Annotated in this window: 16 protein-coding genes; 8 read left to right on the top strand and 8 right to left on the bottom strand. The window is 69.9% G+C overall.

From position 1 onward, the window contains the following. Nucleotides 1–31: 31 nt before the first annotated feature. Nucleotides 32–892: an LLM class flavin-dependent oxidoreductase gene (locus tag EXU48_RS09635; protein ID WP_133107430.1), complete on the top strand. Its 861-nt coding sequence runs from the start codon at nt 32–34 to the stop codon at nt 890–892. Between the two features lie 57 nt (nt 893–949). Here the strand turns inward: EXU48_RS09635 and EXU48_RS09630 are convergent, their stop codons facing one another. The 4 genes from EXU48_RS09630 to EXU48_RS09615 form a co-directional block, all read right to left on the bottom strand. Then, entirely contained in the window at nt 950–1645 is a 696-nt protein-coding gene (locus tag EXU48_RS09630; protein ID WP_235856936.1) for a potassium channel family protein, read from the bottom strand. Continuing rightward, nucleotides 1638–2999 (bottom strand): TrkH family potassium uptake protein, encoded by a 1362-nt coding sequence (locus EXU48_RS09625; RefSeq protein ID WP_328591636.1) that lies wholly within the window; start codon nt 2997–2999, stop codon nt 1638–1640. Before EXU48_RS09625 ends, EXU48_RS09630 begins: the two co-directional genes overlap by 8 nt. A 151-nt stretch (nt 3000–3150) precedes the next feature. After that, complete coding sequence (locus EXU48_RS09620) at nt 3151–3948, bottom strand: FadR/GntR family transcriptional regulator (RefSeq protein ID WP_235856935.1); 798 nt, start codon at nt 3946–3948, stop codon at nt 3151–3153. Then, complete coding sequence (locus tag EXU48_RS09615) at nt 3945–5279, bottom strand: L-fuconate dehydratase (protein WP_133107428.1); 1335 nt, start codon at nt 5277–5279, stop codon at nt 3945–3947. Before EXU48_RS09615 ends, EXU48_RS09620 begins: the two co-directional genes overlap by 4 nt. 212 nt (nt 5280–5491) lie before the next feature. On the opposite strand from EXU48_RS09615, the gene EXU48_RS09610 reads away from it, so the two are divergent. Then, entirely contained in the window at nt 5492–6181 is a 690-nt protein-coding gene (locus EXU48_RS09610) for a FadR/GntR family transcriptional regulator (protein WP_133107427.1), read from the top strand. A gap of 41 nt (nt 6182–6222) precedes the next feature. Here the strand turns inward: EXU48_RS09610 and EXU48_RS09605 are convergent, their stop codons facing one another. The 3 genes from EXU48_RS09605 to EXU48_RS09595 form a co-directional block, all read right to left on the bottom strand. Beyond that, on the bottom strand, nt 6223–7227 hold the full coding sequence (locus EXU48_RS09605; protein ID WP_133107426.1) for a zinc-binding dehydrogenase: 1005 nt from the start codon (nt 7225–7227) through the stop codon (nt 6223–6225). Nucleotides 7228–7293: 66 nt separating this feature from the next. Beyond that, nucleotides 7294–8064, bottom strand: a complete 771-nt coding sequence (locus tag EXU48_RS09600) for an SDR family oxidoreductase (protein WP_133107425.1) — start codon at nt 8062–8064, stop codon at nt 7294–7296. Between the two features lie 113 nt (nt 8065–8177). Then, entirely contained in the window at nt 8178–9242 is a 1065-nt protein-coding gene (locus EXU48_RS09595; protein ID WP_235856934.1) for an NAD(P)-dependent oxidoreductase, read from the bottom strand. A gap of 184 nt (nt 9243–9426) precedes the next feature. On the opposite strand from EXU48_RS09595, the gene EXU48_RS09590 reads away from it, so the two are divergent. The 6 genes from EXU48_RS09590 (at nt 9427) to EXU48_RS09565 (ending at nt 15324) form a co-directional block, all read left to right on the top strand. Beyond that, on the top strand, nt 9427–10503 hold the full coding sequence (locus EXU48_RS09590; RefSeq protein WP_133107424.1) for a TRAP transporter substrate-binding protein: 1077 nt from the start codon (nt 9427–9429) through the stop codon (nt 10501–10503). Nucleotides 10504–10596: 93 nt separating this feature from the next. After that, entirely contained in the window at nt 10597–11139 is a 543-nt protein-coding gene (locus EXU48_RS09585) for a TRAP transporter small permease (RefSeq protein WP_133107423.1), read from the top strand. A gap of 1 nt (nt 11140) precedes the next feature. Beyond that, on the top strand, nt 11141–12448 hold the full coding sequence (locus tag EXU48_RS09580) for a TRAP transporter large permease (protein ID WP_133107422.1): 1308 nt from the start codon (nt 11141–11143) through the stop codon (nt 12446–12448). 16 nt (nt 12449–12464) lie between these two features. Beyond that, entirely contained in the window at nt 12465–13445 is a 981-nt protein-coding gene (locus EXU48_RS09575) for a C-terminal binding protein (RefSeq protein ID WP_133107421.1), read from the top strand. Between the two features lie 60 nt (nt 13446–13505). After that, a complete protein-coding gene (gene kduI / locus EXU48_RS09570; RefSeq protein ID WP_133107420.1) occupies nt 13506–14336 on the top strand; it encodes a 5-dehydro-4-deoxy-D-glucuronate isomerase in 831 nt (276 codons plus the stop codon). A 40-nt stretch (nt 14337–14376) separates the two neighbouring features. After that, nucleotides 14377–15324: a phosphotransferase gene (locus EXU48_RS09565; protein ID WP_133107419.1), complete on the top strand. Its 948-nt coding sequence runs from the start codon at nt 14377–14379 to the stop codon at nt 15322–15324. Between the two features lie 13 nt (nt 15325–15337). On the opposite strand, the gene EXU48_RS09560 is transcribed toward EXU48_RS09565, so the two are convergent. Further along, on the bottom strand, nt 15338–16372 hold the full coding sequence (locus tag EXU48_RS09560) for an adenosine deaminase (protein WP_133107418.1): 1035 nt from the start codon (nt 16370–16372) through the stop codon (nt 15338–15340).

Here is a 16372-nt window from a genome sequence, read left to right as displayed (position 1 = left end):
ACTCGGCCCGAGGACGAGGTGAGGATGAGGCATGGACATCGGAATCGGACTGCCGAACACGGTGCCGGAGGTCAACCGCGCGGGGATCATCGACTGGGCCCGCCGCGCGGAGGACGCCGGCTTCTCCTCGCTCGGCACGATCGGGCGGCTGAGGTACGGCAACTACGAGGAGCTGATCTCCCTCGCCGCCGCGGCCGCCGTCACCGAGCGGATCCGGCTCACCACCGACATCCTGCTGGCCCCCTTGCACGTGAACACCGCGATGCTCGCCAAGCAGACGCTGACCCTCGATCACCTGTCCGAGGGGCGGCTCGTGCTCGGCATGGCCGTCGGTGGCCGTGAGGACGACTACACGGTCTCCGGTCTCGACTTCCGCGAGCGCGGACGCGTCTTCGACCGTCAGCTCGAGGAGCTCGGCAGCCACTGGGCGGGCGAGACGGGCGTCGGCCCCGCGCCGGTCTCGGGACGCCGGCCCCATCTGCTGATCGGCGGCCAGGGCGACCGGGCCATCCAGCGGGCCGCCCGCTACGCCGACGGCCTGACGATCGGCGGAGCCCCACCGGACGCCGTGGCCCAGGCGCTGCCCGCCCTGACCGAGGCCTGGCGGGTGGCCGGACGTGAGGGCAGGCCGCGGGTCGTGGCCCTGTCCTACTACGCCCTCGGCCCGAACGCCCAGGAGCAGGCCCGCCATGATCTCGGCCACTACTACGGGTTCCTCGGCGACTACGCCGAGATGATCATCGGCGGCGCCGCCAAGGACGCCGACACCGTCCGGGCCTTGGTGGAGGGCTTCACCGCAGCCGGCGCGGACGAGCTGATCCTCTTCCCCACGTCGGCCGACCCGGATCAGGTCGACCTGCTCGCCGCGGAACTGCCCCAGCTGGGCAACTGAACCGGGCGCGCCGAGGTGAGCCCGGCGCACGCCCGCCGGTGAGCGCCGCCCGGCGGCTCAGGCCATGTCGATGAAGCGCTCCGCCAACTCGGAGGGGCCCATCACGATGACGGTGTCGTCCCAGTTCAGGATCGTCTCACCCGTGGCGTGGGCCCAGGTGCCGTCCTTCCGCTTCACGGCGACCACGTTGAGGTTGTGCTTCTTGCGCAGACCCACCTGATCGAGGGTCCGCCCGACCATCGAGGGCGGCACGGTCGCCGTCACCGTCGCGAAGCCACCGCCGACGTCCTGGTAGTCGGCGATCGACCCGCGGAGCAGATGCGCGACCCGCCGGCCCATGTCCGACTCCGGGTAGACGACGTGCTGCACACCGAGCTGGGTGAGGATCTGGCCGTGCGGCGCGCTGATGGCCTTGGCCCACAGGTTCTCGATCTCGAACCGGAGCATCCAGGACGTGGTCAGGATGGAGGCCTCGACGTCGGAACCGATCGCGACCACCACGTGTGAGAAGTTCGGCACGCCCAGCTGTTCGAGCGCCTCCATCTTCGTGGTGTCGGCCCGCACCACGTGGGTCAGGGTGTCGCTGAGCCCTTGGACGATCTCCTCGTCGGTGTCGATGCCGAGCACCTCGACCCCGGCCTCGGACAGCTCGACGGCGAGGGCGCTGCCGAACCGCCCCAGACCGGCGACCACCACCGAGTCCGAGTCGTTCAGTGCGATCGAGCCACGCGCGGCCCGCGGGATGCTAGCCAATGATCGGCCTTTCCTTCGGCAGCTCGACATGGGAACTGCGTGAACGTAAGGCTAACGCCGACGCGAGGGTCAGCGGCCCCAGGCGCCCGACGAACATCAGGGCGACCAGGATCAGCTGGCCGCCGGCGGGTAGCAGATGGGTGATCCCGGTGGACAGCCCCACGGTCGCGAACGCCGAGACCACCTCGAACACGATCCGGTCCAGGCTGAACGTGGTCATGATCAGCAGGCACCAGGTCCCGATCATGACCACGGCCACCGCGAGGAGGGCGACCGTCGTGGCCTCGCGGTGCACCGACCGGCCGAGCCGCCGGCCGAAGATGTTCACGGCGGTGCCGCCCCGGATCTCGGTCACGATGATGAAGAACAGGACCGCGAACGTGGTGATCTTCAGGCCGCCCGCCGTCCCCGCCGGCCCGGCGCCGATGAACATCAGCACGTCGTGCGCGAACCAGGTCTGGGTGTGCATGGCCGAGATGTCGATGCTGTTGAAGCCGGCCGTGCGGGCCGCCACCGACGCGAAGAATCCGGCGAGGAGCTTGCCGGCAGGATCCAGCGGCCCGAGGGTCTGCGGGTTGAACCACTCCAGTGCGGTGATCGTGACGAACCCGCCGAGCAGCAGCACGACGGTCCCGACGATCACCAGCTTGGTGTGCATCGACCACGTCCGGGGCAGCCGGAAGTGCCGCCGGAACTCGAAGAGCACGGGGAAACCGAGCCCCCCGAGGATCACGGCAGCCGCGATCGGCAGGCACACCCAGGGATCGGTCACGAACCCCATCAGGCTGTCCGAGTACAACGCGAACCCGGCGTTGTTGAATGCCGAGACCGCATGGAAGAGGCCGAACCACGCGGACTCACCGATGCCGGCGCCGTACCCGGTCGCCAACCGCACCGCGAGGGCCACGGCCACGACGGCCTCGGTGCCGAAACCTACCTTCGCGACGCCGATCACGATCGTGCGGACGTCGCCGAGACCGACACTGCGGACGCTCGCGGAGGCGATCAGGCGGGACCGCAGGCCGAGTCTGCGGGCGAGCAGGATCGAGATCAGGGAGGCGAAGGTCATGATGCCGAGCCCGCCGAGCTGGATCAGGGCGAGGACGACCACCTGACCGAACGGACTCCAATAGGTGGCGGTGTCCACCACGACGAGCCCGGTGACGCAGACGGCGGAGGTCGCGGTGAACAACGCGGCCAGCACCGGCGCCCCGCCCCACGGTCCGACGTCCGCGGGCAGCGTCCCCGCGGGCGGTTCCGCCACCACCGCGATCGGGAGCATCAGCAGCAGGGTGCCGACGACGATCGCCCCGGCGAAGCTGGCCACCAGCACCTGTCCGGGTCGACTGAGCACGGGCTGGCGGGTGCGAGGGAGTCGGACCGGCCGTAGGCGCATGGACACCACGATGAAACCTAGACCCGGCCGAGCACGTTCACCTACTCCGGCCGGAGTGTTTCAGATCACCACGTCTCATCCGGTGGCGACGCTGAGCTACGCCCGACGTTCACTCGCTCTCGCGCAGGAAGTCCTCCACCGCGAGCAGGTGCGCCGCCATCCCGACCCGGGCCCGCTCCGGGTCGCCGTCGGTCACGGCCGTCAGGATCGCCTCGTGCTCGGCCTGGGTCCGCTGCGCCACCCCGGCCACGGTGGCGCTGCGCAGCAGGCGGTGCCGTGCGGTCCGTCCCGCGAGCGCCTCGATGAGCGCGGCGAGCACGGGGTTCCCGGACGCAACCCCGAGGGCACGGTGGAAGGCCAGGTCCAGGTCGAGGAACGCGGCGTGGTCGAAGTCCGCGTCCGCGACCATTGCCGCGTCCGCCGCCATCGCGGCGGCCTCCTCGAGGGCGGCGACGGCGTCGCTCAGGTCCGCGCCCGGCGCGCGGCTCCGGCTCGCCGCCAGTCCGGCGGCCTCCACCTCGAGCAACCGGCGCACGGAGTGGATGTGCGACCCGTGCCCGGCCGCCTGGAGGTCGACGGCCAGACCGAGCGGCCCGACCAGCAGCGCCGGGTCGAGGCTGGTGACGTAGGTTCCGTCGCCCTGCCGGGACTCCACCACCCCGAGGGCGGCGAGCGCCCGGACCGCCTCACGCAGCGACCCTCGGGAGACGTCGAAACGCGCCGCGAGGTCCTTCTCGACGGGCAGCCGGTCCCCAGGGGCGAGATCCCCGTCGATGATCAGCCGGGCGATCCCGGCGACCACGTGATCGGTCCGGGACGCGCGCCCGCCCTCGCCCGCGGCCTCCCGCGGCCCTGGCCCTGAGGGCAGCGAAGACACGGCCGGCACGGATCCCGCGGCCTTGGTCACGCCGTCGACTCGGCGAGCGCGCGCCCGGCCCAGTAGCTGCCACGGGGGAACCGGAACTCGGCGATCGACTCCTCGTGCAGTTGCGTGGAGTAGCCCGGCCGGGTCGGCACCCGGTAGGCGGCGTTCGCGACGACGCACGGGTCGGTGAAGTGCTCGTGCAGGTGGTCGACGAACTCGGTGATCCGACCCTCACGGGTGCCGGAGACCGCGACGAAATCGAGCATCGAGACGTGCTGGACCATCTCGCACAGCCCCACCCCGCCGGCGTGCGGGCACACCGGCACCTCGAACTTGGCGGCCAGCAGGAGCACCGCGATGATCTCGTTGAGGCTGGCCAGCCGACCGGTGTCGAGCTGGCAGTAGTCCATCGCCCCGGCCTGCAGGAACTGCTTGAACATCACCCGGTTGTGGCAGTGCTCGCCGGTGGCGACCCCGACCGGCGCCACGCCCGCCTTGATCGCGGCGTGGCCGAGGATGTCGTCGGGCGAGGTCGGCTCCTCGATCCAGAGCAGGTCGAACCGGGCCAGGGCGTTCGTCCACTCGATCGCCTGCGGCACGTCCCAGACCTGGTTCGCGTCGATCATCAGGGTCCGGTCCGGGCCGATCACCTCGCGGGCGATCCCGCAGCGGCGGATGTCGTCCTCCAGGTTCGCACCCACCTTGAGCTTGATGTGGTCGTAGCCGGAGTCGACCGCCTCCTGGCAGAGCCGCCGGAGCTTGTCGTCGCTGTAACCGAGCCAGCCCGCGGAGGTCGTGTAGCAGGGGTACCCGGTCCGCTCGAGTTCGGCGATCCGCTCGGCCTTGCCGGCCTCCTGGGCCCGCAGGATCGCGATCGCCTCGTCCCGGGTGAGCGCGTCGGACAGGTACCGCAGATCCGCAACGTCGACCAGTTGCTCCGGACTCAGGTCCGCGAGCAGCCGCCACAGCGGCTTGCCCGCCGCTCGGGCCGCGAGGTCCCAGACCGCGTTCATGACGGCGGACAGGGACAGGTGGACCACGCCCTTCTCCGGCCCGAGCCAACGGAGCTGGGAGTCGGCGGTCAGCTCCCGGTACACCCCGCCGAGGTCGGCCACGACCTCGGCGACGTCGCGCCCGAGAAGGTGCGCCGCCTGCTCGCGCGCCGCCGCGGCGACGATGTCGTTGCCCCGACCGATCGTGAAGGTGAGGCCATGACCGGCCAACGGGGCGCCGTCGGGAGCCTGTCCGTCGGTGCGCAGCACGACGTACGCGGCGGAGTAGTCCCCGTCCTTGTTCATCGCGTCCGACCCGTCGGCCGTGAGGGAGGTGGGGAAGCGGACGTCCTCGATGTCGACGCCGACGATGCGAGTCATGGGATTCTCCTGGCTGGTTCTTCTGCTGCCTGCCGGGCATCCGGTGTCGGATGCGGGCGCGGGTGCGCACGCCGAGAACCCTATTGAGTCATCTGATGAATTACCACCCTGACTAGGAATCGGGTGCGATTTCGGCTAGATTTAGCCACAAAGATCAGATGTCACGGGTTCAGTGCGCGGGTGCTTCACCCCCGGTTCGGAGATTGGCAACGATGGCAAAGGCCTCCATGTACGAGCACATGGTCGACGTGCTCGGCAGCCGCATCGTCGGCGGCGAACTCGCACCCCGCGAGGTGATGTCGCTGGCGAGCCTGGAGCAGGAGTTCGCGGTCTCGCGGACCGTGGCCCGCGAGGCGATGCGCGCGCTGCAGGCGCTCGGGATGATCACCGCGCGGAGGCGGGTCGGCCTGATCGTGTCCCCGGCCCAGGACTGGAACGTGCTGGACCCGCAGGTGATCCGGTGGAACCTCGCCGGCGCGGGCCGCGACGCCCAGCTGCTCGCGCTCATGGACCTGCGGATCGCCATCGAGCCCACCGCCACCCGGCTGGCCGCGCAGCACGCCACGCCCGAGCAGCGCACGCTCCTGCTCGACCTGGTCAAGCAGCTGACCGCGATCGGGGACGCCGGACGAGGCGACTCCGAGGAGTACCTCGAGGTGGACGTGCAGTTCCACGTCACGCTGCTGCGGGCCAGCGGCAACCCGATGCTGCTCGCGCTCGAGCCGGCGGTCACCGAGGTGCTCAGCGGCCGGTCCCACCTCGGACTGACGCCGGCGCACCCGAACCCGCTCGCCATGGCCTGCCACGTCAGCGCGGCGAGCGCCGTGGCCGAGGGCAGCGCGCAGGCGGCCGAGGAGGCCTCCCGGACCATGCTGTCGGTGGTCCGGGACGAGATCGGCTGACTCCGGCTCCGCACGCGCCCCCCTTCCGATCCGGCCCGGGCTCAGAGCGCGACGAGCACCTTGCCCGAGGCGCGGCTGTCCTTCGCGGTCGCGAACGCCCCGACGGCGTCACTCGCGTCGATCACGTGCGTCACCACGGCTTCGGCCTCCGGGTGCGCGGCCAGCAGCCGCACAGCGTCGCCGATCTCGTCGTCGAAGCGGAAGCAGCCGACCAGGCGGGCCTCCTTGGAGATCAGCGGAGCGAGCAGCACCGAGACCTCCTGGTTCGGGAGCATGCCGACCTGGGCGACCACGCCGCGGGGGCGCACCGCGCCGATCGCGGTGCTGATCGAGGCGGGCACGCCCGCGCACTCGAGCACCACGTCATAGGCGTTCGCCGGCACCTCGTCGGTGCCGAGCAGGATCGTGGCGTCCGCGCCGACGGCGGTGGCTCGCTCGAGCGGTTCGGGCACCACGTCGGAGACGGTCACGTGGGCGGCGCCGAGCGCCTTCGCGGCGAACGCGGTGAGCAGCCCGATCGGGCCGGCCCCGCTGACCAGGACGCGGGCGCCGGCGACGCCGCCCGCCTGGCCGACGCCGTGCAGGGCGACGGCGAGCGGTTCGGCCAGGGCGGCCCGGGTCAGCGGCAGGTCCGCGGGAAGTTCGCGGATCATGTCCGCGCCGACCACGAGGTACTCGGTCATGCCGCCCTGGGTGTGCGGCCAGGTCGAGGCGGACCCGAGGTAGGAACCGCCGGGCCACAGGTGCCGGGCGTCGTCGAGCCCGTCCACGACCGGCCCGAACGTGGCCGGATGCACGGTGACCGGGGTGCCCGGGGCCAGGCGGCCGCTCGGGTCGGAGTCGACCGTGCCGGAGAGCTCGTGGCCGGGCACGAGCGGCTCGCGGACCACGAACGCGCCGTTCGCGCCGTGGAAGTAGTAGTGCAGGTCGGAGCCGCAGATGCCCACGTAGGCGACCTTGATCCGGACCTGGTCCGGGCCGGGCTCGGGGAGCTCGACGTCGAGGGGCCTGAGGTCTTCCTTGCCGTGGATGCTGAGTGCGCGCACGCGGGTTCCTTTGCTGAAAGAAGGATCGGGATGGGATGCGTGCCGCGGCGCCGCGGCACGACCGGGTCAGACGACGGAGGTCAGGCCGCCATCGACGTGGATGTTCTGGCCGGAGACGAAGCTCGAAGCGTCGGAGGACAGGAACACCGCGGCGCCGACGAGTTCCTCCAGCCGGCCCCAGCGGTTGGCGGGGGTGCGGTTCTTGAGCCAGCCGTCGAACTCCGGGTCGCTCCACAGGTCGCGGTTCATCTCGGAGGCGAAGTAGCCGGGTGAGATCGCGTTCACCTGGATGTCGAAGCGGGCCAGATCCGCCGCCATGCCCTTGGTCAGCATCACCACACCGCCCTTGGAGGCGGTGTAGGGGGCGATGGTCTGGCGGGCCAACGCGGACATCGCCGAGCCGATGTTGATGACCTTCCCGGAGCCACGCTCGGCCATCGCGGTCGTGATCGGCTGCGAGACGTAGAAGACCGAGGACAGGTTGGTGGCGAGCACCTGGTCCCACTTGTCGACGGGGAAGGAGTTGAACGGCGCCCGGTGCTGCATCCCGGCGTTGTTCACGAGGATGTCCGGCACGCCGACCTCCTCGATCAGACCGGCCACCTGGGTGCGGACCACGTCGGGGTCGGTGACGTCGAAGCTGACCGTGTGGGTCCGCACGCCGGTCTCGGCGGCGATCCTCTCGGCGGCCTCGGCCGTCGCCGCGGCGTCCCGACCGTGCACGACGACGTCCGCGCCGGCCTGGGCCAGCCCGAGCGCCAGCGCATTACCGATGCCCCGGGCGGAGCCGGTCACGAACGCGAGTCGGCCGCTGAGGTCGAAGAGGGAAGTCGTCATCGGTCACCTTCGTAGAACGGGGGTGGAACCGCGAAGTCGCGGTGCGCATCATTGCGGGCTGAGCCCGAACAGGAATTGATACTACCAATGCCGCCCGGCCTCGGCAACGCCTCCTACGAGGCCGGCTCGCCCTGCCGTTCGATCCAGGCCTGCACGACGGCCGTGTCGTTGTCCCCGAGTCCGGCTGCGGTCAGGTCGGTGAACGTGGTCAGGAGCTGGGTGGTCAGCGGCAGCACCGTGCGCGCGTCCTCGGCCTGGTCGAGCGCTCCGGTGAGGTCCTTGACCATGTACTTGGCGGCGCCGGAGGGCGAGTGGTCGTGCGCGACGAACCGGTCCTTCTTCACCTCGAGCAGGCGCGATCCGGCATACCCGCCGCCGAGCAGGTCGAACAGCGCTGCGACATCCAGTCCGGAGCGTTCCGCGAGGACCGCGGCCTCGCCGAGCGCGGTCACGGTGGCGGCCACGATCACCTGGTTGCACGCCTTGCCCACCTGGCCGGAGCCGAGCGGTCCGAGGTGCACCGGCGTCCCGGTCGCACCCAGGACCGGCGCGACGACCGCGACGTCCTCGGCCTCACCGCCGACGAAGATGGCCAGGGTGCCGGCCTCCGCGCCCTGCTCGCCGCCGGAGATCGGGGCGTCCACGACGCGCCAGCCGGCGTCGCGCAGGCCCGGGCGCTCCGCGAGTTCCCGCACGGCCCGCGGTGACACCGTCGAGCAGATCACCAGGACCCGGTCCCGTCCGCCGGCGAGCAGTCCGTCCGGACCCTCGAGCACCGCGTCGATCTCCGGCATCCCCGGCAGCACCAGTACCACCACGTCACTCGCGGCGGCGAGTTCGACAGCCGATGCCGCGACCGAGGCGCCGTGCTCGGCGAGCGCCTGTGTGGTCGCGGGGCGCCGGGCCCATACCGTGGTGGGGATGCCCGCCGTCACCATGTGCCGGGCCATCGGTGCACCCATCACGCCCAGCCCGATGACACCGACCCTGGTGCCGGCGGCCCGCCGCTCGCCGCCGACCGATCCGGCCGTGCCGCCCGTGCTCGTCCCGCCGGTGCCGGCTGTGCCGTTCGTGCCGCCTGTGCCGCCCGTGCTGGTCCCGCTCGTCATGTCCGCCATCGTGGTCCCGGTCCTCTCGTCGTCCGGATCGACATCCTCGACCGACCCGTCGGGTGCCATCACACCATGCCTTGCGGAACGACTTGCGGAACCCGTGGCACTTTGATATCACTATTCCACCCGCTTTGGTATGACTATTGCTCTACGATGGCGGGACGGTTCCACGATGATCGCGGAGCCGAGGGGCGGCCGCCGGTCGTCCGCACTACATTCGGTGAGATCCCCCGGGACGAAGAGGTCTGTAATGACACGCAAGAAGGTCCTCGCGACCGCAGCAGCCGCCCTGACCATCACGCTCGGCCTCGCCGCGTGCGGTTCCGGCGGTGGCATCGAAGGCGGCGACGGAGGCGGCGACGGAGGCGGTGACGTGGACGTCTCGAGCGCGGACACGGTCTGGCGGCTCGCGTTCAACCAGACCGAGGAGCACCCGCAGTACATCGCCGCGGTCGAGCTCGGTGAGGCCCTGTACGAGGCCACCGACGGCCGCTACGGCATCGAGGTGTACGCCAACGAGCTCCTCGGCACCCAGGCGGACGTGGTGAACAACGTCTCCGAGGGCAGCGTCGAGATGATGTACATCGGCGGGCCCGTGATGGAGTCCTTCAACGAGGACTTCATCGTGTTCAACCTGCCGTACATGTTCGACTCGATCGAGGCCCAAGCCGGCGTGTTCGCTGACACCGAGGTCACCGGCGACCTGTTCTCCTCGATCGAGGAGTCCAAGGGCATCACCGTCCTCGCGGCCCTGTTCGCCGGCGTCCGCAACGTCTACAACGCCGAGCGTCCCATCGTGGAGCCCGAGGACCTGTCCGGTCTGAAGCTGCGCGTGCAGCAGTCCGACTCGCAGGTTCGGATGATCGAGATGATGGGCGGCGTCGCGTCCCCGATGGGCCAGGGCGAGGTCTACACCGCGCTCCAGTCCGGCGTGCTCGACGGTGCCGAGAACAACGAGACCGTCTACAACGCCCTCAACCACGACGAGGTTGCGGAGTACTACTCCTACACCCGGCACCTGATGATCCCGGACTACCTGCTCATGAACACCGACATCCTCGGCGAGATGAGCGACGAGGACCGCGAGGCCTTCCTCGGCCTCATCCCGGACCTGGTGGAGAGCGCCAACTCCGGCTTCATGGAGTTCATCGACGAGTCGATCGCAGCCTCCGAGGAGGCTGGCGCCCAGTTCAACGACGACGTCAACGTCGAGGCCTTCCGTGAGCGGGTCGCCCCGCTCGTGGAGGAGTCCATCAACAACCCCGTGCGTCAGGACCTCTACGACGCGGTGCAGGAATACAACGAGCAGTTCCCCGCCGGGAGCTGACCAGGCAGTGACCCGAGTGGGGGTGCGGGCGACTTCGGCCGCACCCCCACTCGGCTGTTCAAGACACCTGAACCACAAGAAATCGGAGCAGCGATGAAGGTCATCGACGGGTTCCACAAGGGGTTGAACGCGTTCCTACGCTGGTTCTGCATCATCCTCTTCGTGGCCATGGTCGCCCTGGTGATTGCCCAGGTGATCGTCCGGTTCCTGGGGGTATCGCTCCCCTGGACCGAGGTGAGCGCACGGATCGTGTTCATCTGGCAGGGCATCATCGGCGCGGCCTACGTGATCGGTGAGAAGGAAGACGTCGCCATCGACTGGCTCGTCAACAAGCTGCCGGTCAAGGCCGTGAAGGGTGTCTCCATCCTGGCCCACGCGATCGTCGCCTTCTTCGCGGTCTGGATCATGATCTGGGGCGGCATGCGCAACGTCCTCGCCGGCTGGGAGGACCACGTGCAACTGATGCCGGTCACCCAGGGCCAGACGTTCCTGGTGCTCCCGATCGCCGGTGCCCTGATCGTCATCTACAGCATCCTGCACACGATCGACATCGTGCGGGCCTCCGACGAGGAGATCACGCACCACGAGGAGCCCGACGACGTGGACATCAGCAAGATCGCGGAAGAGGGGATCTGACATGAACGACGCACTCATGGTCACCCTCATCATGGTGATCGGCATGTTCGGCCTGATGGCCCTCGGCGTCTCGGTCTCGGTCGCCATCGGACTTCCCGCCTCGATCTGCCTGGTTCTGCTCCAGGGCAACGAACAGGGCATCTACACGAGCGCCCAGAAGATCTACAACGGCATCGACTCCTTCGCCCTGCTCGCGATCCCCCTCTTCGTGCTGGCCGGCGCCATCATGAACAACGGGGGCATAGCCACAAGACTCATCGATCTGGCCAGAGCGATGACCGGGCGGATGCCCGGCTCTCTCATGCAGACCAACGCCATCGCGAACATGCTCTTCGGTTCGATCTCCGGCTCCGCCCTCGCGGGTGCGGCCGCCGTCGGATCCTCGATGGCACCGCAGCAGCGCAAGGAGGGCCACGACATGCGCTGGGCGGCCGCCGCGAACGTGGCCTCGGCCCCATCGGGCATGCTGATCCCCCCGTCCAACACTCTGATCGTGTATGCCCTGGTCTCCCAGGCATCCGTCGGCGCGCTGTTCGTCGCCGGATACATTCCCGGCATCCTCTGGGGCCTGTCCTGCGCCGTGATCATCTGGCTCTACGCCCGCAAGAAGCCGGAACTGCGCGGGAAGGGCTTCCCGGACTTCCGCACGTTCCTGACGATCCTGTGGCGGGCACTGCCGTCCCTGTCCATGGTGCTGATCGTCATCGGTGGGATCATCTTCGGGTTCTTCACCCCCACCGAGGGCGCCGCGGTCTCCGTGGTCGTCTCGGCGGCCCTGGCGATGATCTACCGGGCCGTGAAGGTCAAGGACTTCCCGAAGATCCTGCTGCAGTCCACCCGGACCTCCTCTGTGGTCATCTTCCTGATCGGGCTGTCCTCGATCATGTCCTTCGCGATGACCTACTCCCGGGTGCCGCAGCTGATCGGCCAGTGGATGACGGAGATCACCGACTCCAAGATCGTCTTCCTGCTGATCATGATGGTCATCCTGCTGATCATCGGGATCCCGCTCGACGCCACCCCTGCCGTGCTGATCTTCACGCCGATCTTCCTGCCGATCGCGGTGGAGGCGTACGGGATCAGCCCGATCCACTTCGGCATCATGCTGGTCTTCAACATGTGTATCGCGGTCATATCACCACCATCGGCACCGGTCCTGTTCGTCGGTGCCAAGGTGGCCGAGGTGAAGGTGGAGCGGGTCTTCAAGCCCCTGCTCTGGTTCTACGTGTCGCTGATCGTGATGCTGCTGATCATCCAGTTCGTGCCGGCACTGTCCCTGTGGCTACCCGGACTACTCGGCCTCATCTAGCTGAAAGGAAGCACCGATGCGCATCGTCGTCACCGACTGCGACCACGCCACCCTGGACCTCGAACGCGAAGTGGTCACGGCCGCCGGGGGTGAGTTCACGCTCAACCAGACCAACGCACCGGCGGACGTCATCGCCGGTGCGGCCGGGGCGGACGGCCTGATCGTCCAGTACGCCAAGATCACCCGCGAGGTGCTCGAGGCCCTGCCGGACGTGAAGGTGATCAGCCGTTACGGCGTCGGCGTGGACACGGTCGACGTCGAGGCGGCGACCGAGCTGGGCGTGGCCGTCTGCAACGTGCCCGACTACGGTACGGAGGCGGTCTCGGACCACGCGATCGCCCTGGTGCTCGGCACCATCCGGGGCCTCGTGAACCTCGACCGGGGTATCCGTGCGGGCCGGCACGAACTCGAGCCGGCGCTGCCGATCCGGCAGTTCTCGAACCAGACCGTCGGCGTTCTCGGGTGCGGCCGGATCGGGTCGGCAACGGCCCGCAAGGCTGCCGCCCTGGGGTTCACGGTGCTCGTCCACGACGTGCTCTTCACCCCCGGTGAGGTCCGGCCGGAGGGGTGGCTCGCCGTCTCCCGGGAGCAGTTGCTCGCCGAGTCGGACGTCATCAGCGTGCACACCCCGCTCGACGCGGCGAGCCTGCATCTGATCGACGCCGCCGCCTTCGCCGCGATGAAGCCGGGCGCGATCCTGGTCAACACCGCGCGTGGGGGCGTCGTGGACTCCGCCGCGCTCGTGGCGGCGCTCGAGTCCGGCCGCCTGCACGCCGCCGGGATCGACGTGCTGGAGGAGGAACCGATCGGGGCGGAGCACCCGCTGACCAGGTTCGACAACGTGATCCTCACCCCGCACGCGGCCTTCTACACCGAGGAGTCCTACTCCGAGCTGAAGCGGCGCACGGCCGAGAACGCCGTGGACGTCGTGGCGGGAAAGCGCCCCCGCAACATCCTCAACCCCGAGGTCCTCGAGACCGGCCGCGCCGCCCACTGACTCCTCATCACGATCCCGGCGGCGCCCACCGCCGGGCCCAGACGAAAGCAGGCTCCTGACGTGGACATCCGCTACGCCACCTCCCCCACCGAGATCGGTTCGATGGACACCGACGCGCTGCGCGACCGGTTCCTCGTCGAGGACCTCTTCACCCCGGGGGAGGTGAGCGTGACGTACTCCCACCAGGACCGCGTGGTCCTGGTCGGCGCTGTGCCGACGGACCGGCCGCTCGGCCTGGTCGCACCGGCGGAGCTGCGCGCCGAGCACTTCCTCTCCCGGCGCGAGATCGGGATCGTGAATGTCGGCGCCGCCGGCACCGTCACGGTCGACGGCGCGGCGTACGAACTCATCCACGGCGCCTGCCTGTACGTCGGCCGGGGCGCCGAGCACGTCACCTTCGCCTCCTCCGACACCGCTGAACCGGCGCGGTTCTACGGCTTCTCCGCACCTGCGCACACCGCGTACCCGACCACGCTGGTCCGGCCGGGCGAGGGCAACGTGCGCGAGCTCGGTGAGCAGAGCACCTCGAACCGGCGCACCCTCAACCAGTACATCCACGCGGACGGCGTGCGGTCCTGCCAGGTGGTGATGGGCGTGACCACCCTGCACGAGGGCAGCATGTGGAACACGATGCCCGCGCACACTCACGACCGCCGGATGGAGGCCTACCTCTACTTCGACCTGCCGGACGAGGCCCGGGTGCTGCACCTGATGGGGGAACCGACGCAGACCCGGCACGTCGTGATCGCGAACGAGCAGGCCGTCATCTCTCCGAGCTGGTCGGTCCACTCCGGCGTCGGCACCAGCGCCTACTCGTTCGTGTGGGCCATGGCCGGGGAGAACCAGTCCTTCGACGACATGGACCACGTGCAGGTCACCGAGCTCCGCTGACCCCTGCGCTCCGACCGGCGCCGGCTGGTATACCTGGCGGGTGAGATCTGCCGAAAGGCCCGCGATCGCCGGGGCGGTGGAGTCGCTGCTCGGCAAGACTGCGGTGATCTGGCGTGCACCCGAGTTCGGGCTGTCAGCGGCGGACCGGTTGATCGTCACGTTCAGCGATGGCGGCGCCGCGTTCGTCAAGGCGGCGCGGACCGCCGAGACCGCGGGCTGGCTGCGCAATGAGCACCGGTTCCTCGATCACCTGCGTGGCACCGGCCTCGCCCCCGAGGTCCAGGGCTGGCAGGACGACGGCACGGGAGCGCCGCTGCTGGTCACCGAGGACCTGTCCGCCGCTTACTGGCCCGCGGCCGGCATCGAGGATCCGGGCGAGGGCACATCGACGCTGTGGCGCCCCGGTGACATCGACGTCCTCCGCCGCACGCTCGACCGTTTGCGCCGGGTGCCGATCGCCGCCGAGCTACCGCGTACCACCAGTTGGCCGGGCCCACAGTGGCAACGTGTCATCGAGCTGGCCGGCCGACTCGCCGATCTCGGTGTGGTCACCCCCGGCTGGCTCGAGGCGAATGCCGAGACCCTCACCACTGTCGATGCGGAGGCGGACGAGGCTCTCGAACTCGACGCCCACCTGGTGCATGGCGACCTCCGCAGCGACAACCTCTGCATCGTCGGCGAAGCCGACGAGCGCGAAGCTCGCCTCGTCGACTGGTCGCACGCCGGCGCCGGCCACGAGTGGCACGACCTCGTGCAACTCCTCCCCACGCTCCAGCTGGAGGGTGGTCCGCCGCCGTGGCAGGTGTGCACCGAACCCGCACCGCTCATCGCCAGGCTTGCCGGGCCGTCGCTGCAGCGCGCCTGCGTGAGCACGCAACCGGACTGGCTCCGTCAGGTGTTCATCGACCTCGCCTCGATCAATCTGACCTGGCTGGCCGTGGTCCTCGGGCTGCCGAGTCCCAGGCCGGATCGGCACCCGTCCGGTTGACCGCTCCGGTCCCTCAGTTCGCACCGAGGGCCGGGGGCGCCGAGGTTCGCCACGCCTCGACCTCGGCGAGCAACGCATCCCGCCGGTCGCCGTCGAGGAAGGAGGCGCGGAACGAGTTCGCCGCGAGCGCCGCCAGCTCGTCGTCGGTCAGCTTGTGGACCTCCCGCACGGCGTGCAGGTTGTCATCGACGTAGCCGCCGAAGTAGGCCGGGTCGTCGGAGTTGATCGTCACGACCACCCCGGCCTCGAGCAGCCGCCGCAGCGGGTGCTCGACGAGTGAGGGCACCGCCCGCAGCCGCACGTTGGACAGCGGGCAGACGGTCAGCGGGATCTGCTCGGCGGCCAGCCTCGCCACGAGTGCCGGGTCGTCGAGGCACCGGATCCCGTGGTCGATCCGCTCGACGCCGAGGTCGTCGAGCGCGTCTGCGATGTACGACGGCGGTCCCTCCTCCCCCGCGTGCGCCACCAGGTGCAGTCCGGCCCGGCGGGCGCGGTCGTAGACCGCGGTGAAGCCCGACGGCGGGTTCCCCACCTCGGCGGAGTCGAGGCCGATGCCGATGATCGGCGCGTCCATCGCCAACAGATCCTCGAGGACCTCGAGCGCTTCGGTGGCCGGTCGGTCCCGAAGGAACGCCGCGATCAGCCCCGTCGAGATCCCGAACTCGGCCTCGCTCGCGCGGAGCACGGACGCGATGCCCTCGACGCTGGTGGCCAGCGGCACCCCCCGGGCCAGGTGGGCCTGCGGGTCGAACATGATCTCGGCGTGCCGAACCCCGGCCGCCCGGGCCCGGGTCAGGTAGGCGCGCGTCATCTCCGCGAAGTCGGCCGGCGTGCGCAGCACCGCCATGTTCTCGTAGTAGAGGTCGAGGAAGGACTGCAGGTCGGTGAAGGCGTACCGGGACCGCAGTCCGGCGATGTCCCGATCCGGAAGCTCGATCCCGTTGCGCTCCGCGAGCGCGAACACCAGGTCCGGCTCCAGCGTGCCCTCGATGTGCAGGTGCAGCTCAGCGCAGGGAGGCGTGGCGGGGTTCGCCGGGACGTCGCTCAT

The organism is Occultella glacieicola (genome assembly GCF_004353825.1).
GTDB classification, from domain to species: domain Bacteria; phylum Actinomycetota; class Actinomycetes; order Actinomycetales; family Beutenbergiaceae; genus Occultella; species Occultella glacieicola.
The sequence above is the reverse complement of the archived record's forward strand: the minus strand, read 5'-3'. Positions and strand labels throughout refer to the sequence as shown.

Excerpts from the sequence above, each read along its gene's own strand:
- EXU48_RS09610 (WP_133107427.1), top strand. The coding sequence starts at position 5,492 with ATGGCAAAGGCCTCCATGTACGAGCACATGGTCGACGTGCTCGGCAGC.
- EXU48_RS09590 (WP_133107424.1), top strand. The coding sequence starts at position 9,427 with ATGACACGCAAGAAGGTCCTCGCGACCGCAGCAGCCGCCCTGACCATC.
- EXU48_RS09615 (WP_133107428.1), bottom strand. The coding sequence starts at position 5,279 with ATGACTCGCATCGTCGGCGTCGACATCGAGGACGTCCGCTTCCCCACC.
- EXU48_RS09600 (WP_133107425.1), bottom strand. The coding sequence starts at position 8,064 with ATGACGACTTCCCTCTTCGACCTCAGCGGCCGACTCGCGTTCGTGACC.
- EXU48_RS09595 (WP_235856934.1), bottom strand. The coding sequence starts at position 9,242 with ATGGCACCCGACGGGTCGGTCGAGGATGTCGATCCGGACGACGAGAGG.
- EXU48_RS09635 (WP_133107430.1), top strand. The coding sequence starts at position 32 with ATGGACATCGGAATCGGACTGCCGAACACGGTGCCGGAGGTCAACCGC.
- EXU48_RS09585 (WP_133107423.1), top strand. The coding sequence starts at position 10,597 with ATGAAGGTCATCGACGGGTTCCACAAGGGGTTGAACGCGTTCCTACGC.
- EXU48_RS09560 (WP_133107418.1), bottom strand. The coding sequence starts at position 16,372 with ATGAGCGACGTCCCGGCGAACCCCGCCACGCCTCCCTGCGCTGAGCTG.
- EXU48_RS09575 (WP_133107421.1), top strand. The coding sequence starts at position 12,465 with ATGCGCATCGTCGTCACCGACTGCGACCACGCCACCCTGGACCTCGAA.
- EXU48_RS09580 (WP_133107422.1), top strand. The coding sequence starts at position 11,141 with ATGAACGACGCACTCATGGTCACCCTCATCATGGTGATCGGCATGTTC.